Annotated in this window: 9 protein-coding genes; 5 read left to right on the top strand and 4 right to left on the bottom strand. The window is 69.2% G+C overall.

The window, feature by feature from the left end; translation table 11 throughout:
* The first annotated feature begins 409 nt into the window (after positions 1 to 409).
* From WJ438_RS40790 to WJ438_RS40780, 3 genes are all read left to right on the top strand, one after another.
* Positions 410 to 1,285 (top strand): hypothetical protein, encoded by an 876-nt coding sequence (locus WJ438_RS40790; RefSeq protein ID WP_341485504.1) that lies wholly within the window; start codon positions 410 to 412, stop codon positions 1,283 to 1,285.
* Positions 1,286 to 1,543: 258 nt separating this feature from the next.
* Entirely contained in the window at positions 1,544 to 2,326 is a 783-nt protein-coding gene (locus tag WJ438_RS40785) for a hypothetical protein (protein ID WP_341485503.1), read from the top strand.
* Positions 2,316 to 3,479: an XRE family transcriptional regulator gene (locus tag WJ438_RS40780; RefSeq protein ID WP_341485502.1), complete on the top strand. Its 1,164-nt coding sequence runs from the start codon at positions 2,316 to 2,318 to the stop codon at positions 3,477 to 3,479. Before WJ438_RS40785 ends, WJ438_RS40780 begins: the two co-directional genes overlap by 11 nt.
* Before the next feature lie 318 nt (positions 3,480 to 3,797).
* On the opposite strand, the gene WJ438_RS40775 is transcribed toward WJ438_RS40780, so the two are convergent.
* The 3 genes from WJ438_RS40775 to WJ438_RS40765 all read right to left on the bottom strand — a co-directional run bounded on the left by WJ438_RS40775 (position 3,798) and on the right by WJ438_RS40765 (position 7,098).
* On the bottom strand, positions 3,798 to 4,022 hold the full coding sequence (locus tag WJ438_RS40775; RefSeq protein WP_146232351.1) for a hypothetical protein: 225 nt from the start codon (positions 4,020 to 4,022) through the stop codon (positions 3,798 to 3,800).
* 802 nt (positions 4,023 to 4,824) lie between these two features.
* Complete coding sequence (locus WJ438_RS40770; protein ID WP_341485501.1) at positions 4,825 to 5,679, bottom strand: hypothetical protein; 855 nt, start codon at positions 5,677 to 5,679, stop codon at positions 4,825 to 4,827.
* 336 nt (positions 5,680 to 6,015) lie between these two features.
* The gene (locus WJ438_RS40765) at positions 6,016 to 7,098 is read right to left on the bottom strand and encodes a tyrosine-type recombinase/integrase (RefSeq protein WP_341485500.1); all 1,083 of its coding nucleotides are present in this window, start codon (positions 7,096 to 7,098) and stop codon (positions 6,016 to 6,018) included.
* A gap of 170 nt (positions 7,099 to 7,268) precedes the next feature.
* Here WJ438_RS40765 and WJ438_RS40760 point away from each other — a divergent pair, with 170 nt between their 5' ends.
* A complete protein-coding gene (locus WJ438_RS40760) occupies positions 7,269 to 8,522 on the top strand; it encodes a pentapeptide repeat-containing protein (RefSeq protein ID WP_341485499.1) in 1,254 nt (417 codons plus the stop codon).
* A gap of 402 nt (positions 8,523 to 8,924) precedes the next feature.
* Positions 8,925 to 9,896, top strand: a complete 972-nt coding sequence (locus WJ438_RS40755) for a zinc-binding dehydrogenase (RefSeq protein ID WP_341485498.1) — start codon at positions 8,925 to 8,927, stop codon at positions 9,894 to 9,896.
* Between the two features lie 166 nt (positions 9,897 to 10,062).
* Here WJ438_RS40755 and WJ438_RS40750 read toward each other — a convergent pair whose 3' ends face one another.
* Positions 10,063 to 10,641: a recombinase family protein gene (locus tag WJ438_RS40750; protein ID WP_076978217.1), complete on the bottom strand. Its 579-nt coding sequence runs from the start codon at positions 10,639 to 10,641 to the stop codon at positions 10,063 to 10,065.
* Between the last annotated feature and the right edge of the window lie 98 nt (positions 10,642 to 10,739).

Below are 10,739 nucleotides of genomic sequence, written 5' to 3'. Positions count from 1 at the left end.
TCCCTGGACCCTCACGCGGCGAGACCACAGGGGAGGGAGACGAGGAGACACAACCTCGTCTGCTCCCTCCGCCATCCGCCGGCCGCAACCTATCTCGGGGACAACGAACCGTCGGACTACGTGAACCGTGGTGACACTGAGTCAGCTGCAGTCAGGAGAACGGGAGTAGGGACACCACCCGTCCCGCCCTCAACATCAGCTGCTCTGGTTCAAAGATAGACGGACCGGCCGGAGAACCGCCAGTGTCTTCTTCGCCCAACAACCCTGCAGACCCCCACCCTTGCACCCCGTGTGACACGCTCTTACCCAGTGAGGGGGGTACCTTTACAGCGGATGACCCCCACCTTAGAAGCCGGGACTACGTAACTAGGAATTACTTATCTCTACTGACTCTACGAGAGGTGACCGGGTGCAAGCGGAAAACCCAACTGCCCAGACGAAGCGCTCCCCGTCGAACGGAGCACTGCAGGCGGCGGAGAACGCCGCCCGCTACGGACGGAACAGGGCCCAGCTGCGCTACAGCTTCGTCCAGCGGGCCCACCCCGACGATCCACCGCCTCCGCTGGCACGGATGCTCCGGGGCGGCCGGGGCGGCCAGGTCCGGCTGAAGCTGTTTCTGAGCTATCTCTGGATGCAGAAGGAAGACACGGCCCAGGGCCTCACCTTCGCGAACCGGGCCTGGGCGACCTTGCTTGACCTTCGCGATCCGGCCACGGCCGGCGCCCGGCGGATCGGTGACGCACAGGCGTGGCTGGAGGAGAACCAGTTCATCGAGATCGTCTCCCAGATGGGGCGCCCCAACCAGGTCGTGGTCCTGGATGAGAGCGGCACCGGTCAGCCCTACGTGGCCCCCGGGGCCGCAGCCCGTAAGGAGGCTACCGAGACCGTTTTCGGGGCGATCGTCCACCGCTACGTCCAGATCCCACGGGCTTTTTGGACCAGTGGGTACCTCACCGTGCTGTCCGGTGCCGGCGTCGCGATGTTCCTCGCGCTGCTGTGCGAACGCGGGCCCGCGTCGAACGACGAGGCGTTGTGGTTCAGCCCCAAGGACGCAGAACGCCGCTTCGCGCTCAGCGAGGACACCCGCAGCAAAGGCCTCCGAGAACTCGCGGACGCCGGACTCGTGCGCACGAAGCGGCGCCCCATCAACCCCACCGGCTTCGAGGTCGTCCACGTCCGCAACGTCCACTACCTCGATCTAGACCGCCTCAACGAGACGGCCGTGATCAAACCTGGCCCGCGGCGTGTGGTGCGTATACCGAAGAAACGCACGGCAGCTGACTGAGCGGACCCCCTTGTCGGACACACGAAATGCTCCCGAGCTGCCGGGTCGGCCGCTGTTCAGGAACCGATCGGTTGCTGGACAGCGGCGCCCGGACATCGATACGCCCGGCTGGACCCGACTTTCGATGTCCAACAAGGGTGTTCAGCTCACTTCGAGCTGTTCTACGAAAGCACACGTGCAAGTTGATTGAGATCAACTAAAGTGGTAGCAATGTCCGCACGCTTCAAGGTGAAGCGCTGAACCGGAAGGATCAGCCATATGGGGATCCCTGTTTCCGCCTGGGCCACCGAGCTGTTCCACGACGAAAAGACGGCGCGGGACGTGCGCGAGCGGATCGGCCAGGCGCTGGTCGACATGCAGGCCAACGCACGCTCCTCGCAACAGGAAGCCGAGGTGTCCTCCACGCAGGTGCACGGGATCGCGCGCTATCGCGGGGCCTTCGAGCGGGTCAGCGCGCAGTTGGCGGACCTGCCGGGCGCCCAGCTGGTGAAGCCCAACGGCTTCCAGTTCGAGCTGGTGCGCGTCGGCAACGGGCTGCTCTACCCGTTCTGCTTCTCCAAGAAGGACGCCAGTCCGCGCACCGCGCGGATCCAGAACGTGTGGTCGGTGATCCGGGAGCTGTTCGCCTTCGCGCCGCCCTCACAGCAGGCGGACCTCTTCGGGGAGTACGCGTTCGACCCCAGCGGGGTGGAACTGCGGCCGAGACTGGCCGCCCTGCCGGAGGGTACGCGTCTGGTCCTCGTGCCGTTCGCCTGCAACGCGGCCGGACTCCTCAAGCCCTACTGGGGAGTGGCGGCGCTGGCGGACGAGACCGGCACGCTGGAGTGGACCATCGACCCCGAACCGCTGCCCCTGCCGGAGGCACCGACCCCGAAGCTCACCATCCCCCCGCAGCTGACCGGACACCCTGGCTTCGACGAGGGCGAGCAGCCCATCGTCGCACTGGCGCCGCGCCCCGCTGCGGAGCGGAAGCTGGACGTCCCGCCGGTCAGCGAACCCACTCCCATCAAGCCACTGACGAACGAGAACGATGCCAACTGACCACCCGGTCCTCCCCGGGCTGGACGATCGCTCCGCCACCCCCCGCGCGATCTCCGAAGCCTTCGACCCCGCCCGGCTCACCCAGGCACGCCGCCTGGCTGGCCTGACCAAGAAGGACGTGGCCGAGCACGTCGGCGTCACCCCGGCCGCGGTGGGCCAGTACGAGACGGGTGTCTCCCGTCCGCGGCCGGACCTGCTGCCGCTGCTGGGCAAGGTCCTTGACGTGCCGGTGGAGTTCTTCCTCGCGGGCCTGCCCGGCCAGCGGCTGGACGCGTCGATGGCGCACTTCCGCAGCCTGCGCAGCACGCCGAAGGCGCAGCGCGAGCGGGCCCTGGCGTTCGCCGAGCAGGTGTGGGAGCTGACCTACGCGCTGGAGCGGCGGGTGCAGCTGCCGCCCGTGGACCTGCCAGGCTTCGCCGGCGGCGAGGTGCATCCCGGGGTGGCGCTGCCGTCGGAGCCGACCGCCGCCGCCCAGGAACTGCGTCGTAAGTGGGGCCTCGGGGACGGTCCGGTCACCCATCTCGTGCGGCGCATGGAGGCGCACGGCATCGTAGTGGTGCTGCCGGCGGAGGCCGATGCCGCCGCCGCGACGGTCGATGCGTTCTCCTCGCGCTCGGCGCGCCCGCTGGTGGTGCTCACCAGGAACCGGGCCAACGACGTCTACCGTCACCGCTTCACCGCGGCCCACGAACTCGGCCACCTGGTGCTGCACGGCAACGCCACGGGCGACAGCCGGCAGGAGCGGGAGGCGGACGCGTTCGCCGCGGAGTTTCTCACACCGCAGGCGAGCATCCTGCCCCTGCTGCCGCGCCGGATGGACCTGGGGCACCTGGCGGGCCTGCGCCGGACCTGGGGCGTGTCCGTGCACTCCCTGGTGTACCGCTGCCGCGAATTGGGCCTGATCTCCGACGCCACGGCGAGCCGGACGTACCAGCGACTGCGAGCCCTGGACGGCCAGTCCGGTTTCGCCGCGGAGCCGGTCACCGGCTACCCGGGGGAACAGCCGGTCCTGCTGTCCCAGGCCTTCGATCTGGCGGTCCAGGAGACGGGGCTGAGCGTACGGGAGCTGGCCCAGGAACTGGCCTGGCCGATGGCGCGAGTCAGGGAGTTGCTGGGGATGCCGGACAGCCGGCCGGTACTGCGGCTGGTGTGATCCTCAGCCGCTGCCCGCGCGGGCACCCGGCCGGTCGGGTCCGAGGGCGGGGCCAGGACGAAGCCCTCCCAGGCCCCGTGGCCAGGGCATCGACGCCGGGGCCGTCCATCCTTGACCTTCGCCTTGAGCAGGGCGCGGGCCTCCTCGGCGACGTCCTCGGCCAGCTGCAGCTCGTGCTGGCGGCGGTCAGGTGCCGTCCACCTGCCTGAAGCGGGTGTGACGTGTCCGTGGCTCGCGCTCTGCACACCACGGTGACGGGGCACGAGCCAAGGCTGCCGCGCGTGCCCGTGGAACGGGCACGCGCATGGGCAGGGTCTCCTACGGGGTGGGCGAGCCCGACTGCGCGGGGGGCGCCGACGTCGGCATGAGCGTCGACGGGGCCACCGTCTGCGGTGTGGCTGCGGATGGATCCTTCTCAATGAGGAGGAAGAAGACGGTCACCACGGTGAGGCCGACCACTATGGCTGCCCCCAGCTTCTGGTCTCGGTAGGCCGCGTAGACCGCGGCCCCGCCGAAGGCGAGGCCGACGAGGAGGGTCAGCATCACCGGTCACCGCCGAAGGAGGCGACGGCAGAGGGCATCCTGTGGGGGAAGAGACGCAATGGAGTCCCCCTGTGTGACTTCAGGGCGTGCAGCCCCTTAGTCTCGATTCCAGCGCTGATGGCTTCGATCCAATCTTGATGTCGGCTTCTGGCAGGAGCACGAGTCGGGTGGCGGGCTGTCGGACTACGTAGGTGGCCCCCCGTTGGCGCGGGGGGTCACTGTTTTTGCCTCCTGGTGTCGAGGACGGGCATCGGACTACGTGGTGACCGACAACGTCCCGTTGGCGCGGGTGGTGATTCTTGGCAACCGGAACCGGCGTCGATCTCGGCCCGGATGTCCTTGTTTCACCGCGCTGTTGGTCAGAGCAGAAGCGTACGCAGTGCCGGTAGAGCCGTTGTAACGCCACCGGTACCTTCGGGCGTCTCGAAAGCCCGTCAGGCTCGAGCGGGGGGAACACTTTTCCGGCGGTTGTGTAGCGTGGTTGTTGCGCTCCGTCCCGAGCACCGCCAGTCGGTATTCGCGCAGCTCAGAACAGTTCCGGTCGGCCGCCGAGATGGCAACTGGGCGACCATCGCGTCCTCCAGGGCGTGACCGAAGTCACGTACACGCGTTGTGTGTTGCCCGTGCCGACTTGAGGCGCGAACCCTCTTTCGCGTCGACGTTCCGCAGGGTCGAACCGGATCACGGCGCCGGTCCGCGGCGCGTCGATCATGTAGCCGCCAGACGTAGCTGGCGGCACGGTTCCACTGGTCGGCGGTCGCGTCCGGCGGTCCTCGGCCCTGCGGTCGTGAGTGGTCGGCGGTCATCCCGGCTGCCCGGCCTGCCCGTCGGCGTCGCCCCCCGGTGGCACCAGTTCGAGCTGCTCAGTCTTCAGGCGCTCGATCTCGGAGTTGCTCAGGTTCACGTCGAACGGCGCGGCCAACTGATAGGTGTGCACCCACTCGAAGCCGCGCATGGTGCGCGCGTTCACCACCTCGTTGGGCCCGGCCCTCACCAGCAGCTTGTGGTCCAGCAGCTCCTCGATGCCGCGCGCCATCGTGTGGCGGCCCAGGCCCAGCGCCTGGGCGCCGCGGGTGTCCTGCGGGAGGGTGAAGGTTTCTCTCCGCCTGCTCATCGCGGCCAGCAGGACGGCCTTGCCGGGCATCCCCAGCTTCTCGTGCCAGCCGTCGCGCCAGTAGGAGAAGGGGACCCGGAAGTAGACGTCGTTCTTGGTGCCGGTGGGGGCGGTGTAGGGCAGCGTGATCCCCCCGACCCGCCCGCACTCTCGGCGCTTGACGATGCGCTTGAGGTGGCCGTGCTGCCGACGCTCGATCAGACCCAGCTTCTCCAGGTGTTGCCACTGACGGGACACCGCCACGCTCGCCCTCTGGTCGGGGAGCATGTAGATGCCGGCTGCGCGCCCCCACAGCTGCGAGCGCTCGGTGACGCCGAAGTCGCCGCTGGTGGTGACGGCATAGACCAGCAGCAGCAACTCCAGGGCATGGGGGGCCCGCAGCAGCTTGGACAGGGGCCCCGGCCCGGTGGTCGGTTCTCCGTGCTGGCTCTGGACGCGAGTCCGGATGAACTGCTGACGGATCGGGAAAAGGTCGTCGCGCCGCTGGGAGCGCCGCAGCAGGTATTCGATCGACTCGTCCCGGGTCATCACTCGCTCCGCCATGGCTCCCGCTCCCCTCCGCCGGCGCCCCGGCGGCGCCCCCGCGAAGAGCATGCCCCTAGCCGTGCGGTCCGGCCGAATGCCGACCGCTCGTCCCGCACCCCCTCTTCACCGGTGCCGGAGGAAGTGGTAGATCCAGACCACCAAACACCCCCGTCGAGGACCGGGAGCGCTGAAAGAGCAGGTCATTGAGCAGCAGTATCGAATCCGTACTCATTTTTGGCCCACAAGGTTGCAGTCTGAGAACCCGTTGACTGCGTAGATTCACGGCGACCAGTGAACCGGAATCCATCAACGTGCCGGGCAGCCCCGGGAACGCAGGTGACATGCCCCGCCGCTCTACAGCACCCCGTGCAGGGCGTTCTCCTTGAACGCCTCGTCTTCCTCGCGGTAGCGGCGCATGACCGTGGAGCCGGGGGCCCATCCGCCCTGCCTCTCCATGACGGCGTCGGGGTTGCCGGCGCGGGAGGACTCGGTGACCAGTCCGCGGCGGGGGCTGTGCCCGGTGGGCCGGATGTCCAGCCCGGCGCGGAGGCCGATGCGGGTCAGGATGTCGCCGATGGTCACGGGGTCGAGCCCGCTCGGCAGGATGGTCTTCCAGCGGTTGTGCACCGCGCGGAACGCGAAGCTGTCGGGGTCGACGTCCTCGCCCAGTTCCTGCTTCCAGCGGCGCCAGGCCCGCACGGGGCAGAGGTGGGCGCGTGAGCCGAAGGGGACCGCGACCGTGCGGGGGGCGACCTTGGACACCCGGACGTCCACGATGAGCCCGCGGCCTTCGGGGTCCTCGGTGATGTCGCGTACCCGGAGGTAGGCCAGTTCGTGCTCGCGGCCGGCGATGGCGAAGTGCAGCGTCATCAGCGACAGGTCCCGGATCCCGAACCGGTTGCGGGGCAGGGTGGCGGCGATCTTCTCCATGTGCCGGACGAGCAGGGCGGGCGCCGGGCCCCGGCCGCGGGTCTGACCGGCCTTCTCCATCTCCTTGATCTTCGCCTTGAGCAGGGCGCGGGCCTCCTCGGCGACGTCCTCGGCCAGCTGCAGCTTGAGCTGGCGGCGGGCGGTGACGACGACGCCGGACAGGCGGCGGTCGATGGTGGAGGGGGCGGTGAGCTGCCCCGGTTCCTGCCCGGGCTTCGGGGGTCGGGCGGGCTGGTGCCAGCACCATTCCACGAACGCCACCAGGGTGCCGGTGCGGACGGCGGCCGGGGGCAGGTCGGCGTCCGCGCAGAACCGGAGCCACGCGTTCCAGTCCGCGGCGTAGCCGGTGCGGGTGCGCTCGGGGCGGCTGTTCTCGACGTGGGCGGTCGCCTCGTGGTCGAGCCGGTTCAGCCGGGCCTCGGTCGCCGGGTCGAACCGCGCGGGTGCCCGGGTGGCCGGCGGGCGCGGGGTGCCGCTCGTCGTGACCGACAGGTCCGCAGTTGTCATAGCTCTCCCCTGAGTGCCCGTCATGCGGCTTTTTCCGTGCCGCGCTTTGTGTCGTCTGGTTCCCCGATACGTGAGCTTATCCGGAGCCCACACCACGGCGCCCGACCCACCGCCGTCACGCGGGCACGGCGGCTGCAACCACCTCGCCCCGGTAACAGTCCTGATCGGGTATGGGAATACCTACGTTGCAGCGCCGGGCGGAACGGCGGGGGCTGCGCCTGTGGCCGGTCGGCCGCGTGCTCACCCTGTCCTTCGCCGCCGCGGTGCTGGTGGCCGCCGCGGTGTTCTACACCGGGTGGGACCTGCTCGGTGCCCGGGAACTCAAGCCCGAGCACCGCATCGACTCCAAGACGCTATTCGACCTGGTGAAGCTGTCCTTCGGCGTGGTCGCCGGGGCCGGCGCCCTGGTCGCCCTGGTCGTCGCCTACCGTCGCCAGCGCGTCGACGAGGACGGCGCCCTGCGCGAGGCCACCCGCCTGCACACCGAGCGCTTCACCACTGCCGTATCCCAGCTCGGCGAAGAGTCCGCGGCCGTCCGCCTCGGCGGCGTGCACGCCCTGGCCGGCCTCGCCGACGACGCTCCCACCCGTGCCCTGCGCCAGACCTGCATCGACGTCCTGTGCTCCTACCTCCGCCTGCCCTACACCGCCGAGCCCGACCTGCCGGCGGACGACGCGGGAGCCCGGCACGCCTACCTGGCCCTGCGGGAAGTCCGGCACACCGTTGTCCGACTCCTCCGCGACCACCTCCGCCTCGCCTCTGAGCACCCGCACTCCTGGCAGGGCCACGACTTCGACTTCACCAACGTCACCTTTGACGGCGGAGACTTTTCCGGGGCGGTCTTCGCCGGCGGCATCGTCAGCTTCGGTGGGGCAACGTTCGCCGGCGGCACCGTCGACTTCAACAAGGCGGTCTTCGCCAGCGGCACGGCCAGCTTCGGTGGAGCAACGTTCGCCGGCGGCACCGTCAGCTTCAACTGGGCGGAGTTCTCCAGCGGCACCGTCAGCTTCGGTGGAGCAACGTTCGCCGGCGGCACCGTCAGCTTCAACAAGGCGGTCTTCGCCAGCGGCATCGTCAGCTTCGGTGGAGCAACGTTCGCCGGCGGCACCGTCGACTTCAGCGGGGCGGAGTTCTCCGGTAGCACCGTCAGCTTCGGCGGGGCGGAGTTCTCCGGCGGCACCGTCGACTTCGGCCGCTGGGCGATCAGCCAGTTCATCGCCTTCAGTACGGACTTCTCCGGCGGCACGATCGACTTCAGCGGGGCGGACTTCTCCGGCGGCACGGTCAACTTCGGCGGGGCGGACTTCTCCGGCGGCACGGTCGACTTCAGCGACGCTGACGGTACAGCACCGTCTGGCCTGATTCCCCCAACCGGATCGACCCTGCCGACTGGCCTGCTCCTACCTTCGGCTTGGTCCATCTGACGCTGTAGTTGAGGGGCCCCGTAGTGTCCTGGTCCCGCAGTCACCAGGGAGGGACAACCGCCGGCTCGCGCACCAGTTGTCCCTCGTCCGGGTGCCATTAACGAGCCTGTCACCAGCCCCAAATGGCGGTGTTCTGCCTGGTGAGCGCGCTCTGTGCTGATCTCAAGCTGGCTATGCGGACATCTTCGGGAGTCGTTTGTCGATGACTGTGGGAGGCGCCTGCTGACTGGCTTCGTGGATGCCGCTTTGTTATGGCGGCACTCGGGGGCTTGCGGTGGGAGGCTCCTCGTGCTTCTCCCGCTGAGGGGCCGTATGGGCAACTCACAGAGGAGCACCTTGACCTCGACCGGACTTGAGGTCGAAGACTGAGCGGGATGCTGTCTCCAGCGAAGGGTGCTGCTCATGCGTGCGATCCAGGTGGCCTCGTTCGGCGCTCCAGAGGTGCTGACCCCGGTGGACCTGCCCAACCCGGTGCCCGGCCCCGGCCAGGTCATCGTCGGCATGGCCGCGGCCGACGTCATCTTCCTGGACACCCTGCTGCGCGGTGGCTGGGGCCAGGACTTCTTCCCCCGGACGCTGCCGTACGTGCCGGGCGGCGGCGGAGCGGGCAAGGTACTGGCAGTCGGTGACGGAGTGGACCCGGCATGGGTCGGCCGGCGCGTAGCCGTACGAACCGGCACCGGTTACGCCGAACAGATCGTCGCAGGCGAGGAAGAGGTCATGCCGATCCCCGACGGGCTGGCCGCCGCGACGGCGGCCGCACTGGTGCACGACGGCGTGACCGCGCTCAGCCTGCACCGGCTGGGCGCGCCGCAGAGGGGCGAGTGGGTGCTGGTCTCGGCGGCGGCCGGTGGGGCGGGGGCACTGCTGGTGCAGCTGGCCGTCGACGCCGGAGCCCGGGTGGTGGCCGCCGCATCCAGCGACGCCAAGCTGAACCTGGCCCGCAAGCTGGGTGCCGAGGCCGTCGTCGACTACACGCGAGCGGACTGGATCGAGCAGGTGCGCGAGGCGACCGGCGGCGGTGCCGCACTCGTCTACAACGGCGCGGGCGGGGCGCTCGGTACGGCCACCGTGGATGCTCTTGCGGACGGCGGACGGTTCGTCACCTACGGCACCGCCGACGGCTTCGCCGCCCCGGACCGGGAGTCGGCCGCACACCGGGGCATACGGCTGCACATGCCGCTCATGGACGGCCCACCGAATCAGAAGACTGTCCGGGAACTGCTGGGCCTGGCGCTGGAACGCGCCGCCCAAGGGCGCCTGCGCCCAGCGATCGGTGCCACCTACCCGCTGGAGCAGGCCGCCGAAGCCCACCGCTCCCTGGCCGCACGCACCACCGTGGGCAAGTCACTGCTGCTGATCAGCGACAAGTAGGACAGCGCACCGTCGGTAACGGAACCTCGATCATCTGGAACCCTCAAAGACCACAAGGCGCGCACATGAGCGACATCGAAACTCATCGATGTCGCTCACTCATAGGCATCCGGAGCGCCTCCCGAAGTCATCGAGAAACGCCGCCCCGAGAAAGTGACACAGTCGCTCAAGCGTTGTCGCGGGCGCGTTCGAGGACTCGGTACACCGTCGCCCGGCTGACGCTGAACAGCTCGGCGAGGTCGGCGATCGTGTGCTCGCCGGAAGCGTGCTCCTTGACGAGGTGAGCCTGCTGGCGGGCCGTCAGCTTGGGCTGCTTGCCCTTCAGCTTCCCCTTCGCCCTGGCGACGGCCATGCCCTCGCGAGTGCGCATCCGCAGCAGGTCGACTTCGAACTCGGCGAAGGTGGCCAGGATGTTGAAGAACATCTTGCCCATCGGGTCGGCTGGGTCGTAGAGGGTGCCGCCCAGCGAGAGCTTGACGCCGCGGGCGGTGAGGGAATCACCGATGTCGCGGGCGTCGGGCACGGAGCGGGCGAGACGGTCGAGCTTGGGGACGACGAGGGTGTCGCCGGCCCGTACGGCGGCCAGCGCCTGGTCGAGCCCGGGACGGTCGCGGTTGGTTCCGGTAAGTCCGTGGTCGAGGTAGATGCGGTCCTCTGCGACGCCGAGGCCGAGCAGGATGCCGCGCTGGGCGGTCAGGTCCTGTTCGTCGAGACTGCACCTGGCGTAGCCGATGGACTCGTTCACAGCCCCCGAGTGTACGGATGGCCCCCGCTGACCGCACAGATCACCGGACACCCTAAATGAGACGGCGTCCGCCCTGGCCACCCGCTCCCATCAGGCAA

Origin of the sequence: Streptomyces sp. GD-15H (assembly GCF_045291515.1) — a bacterium.
GTDB lineage: Bacteria > Actinomycetota > Actinomycetes > Streptomycetales > Streptomycetaceae > Streptomyces.
The sequence above is the reverse complement of the archived record's forward strand: the minus strand, read 5'-3'. Positions and strand labels throughout refer to the sequence as shown.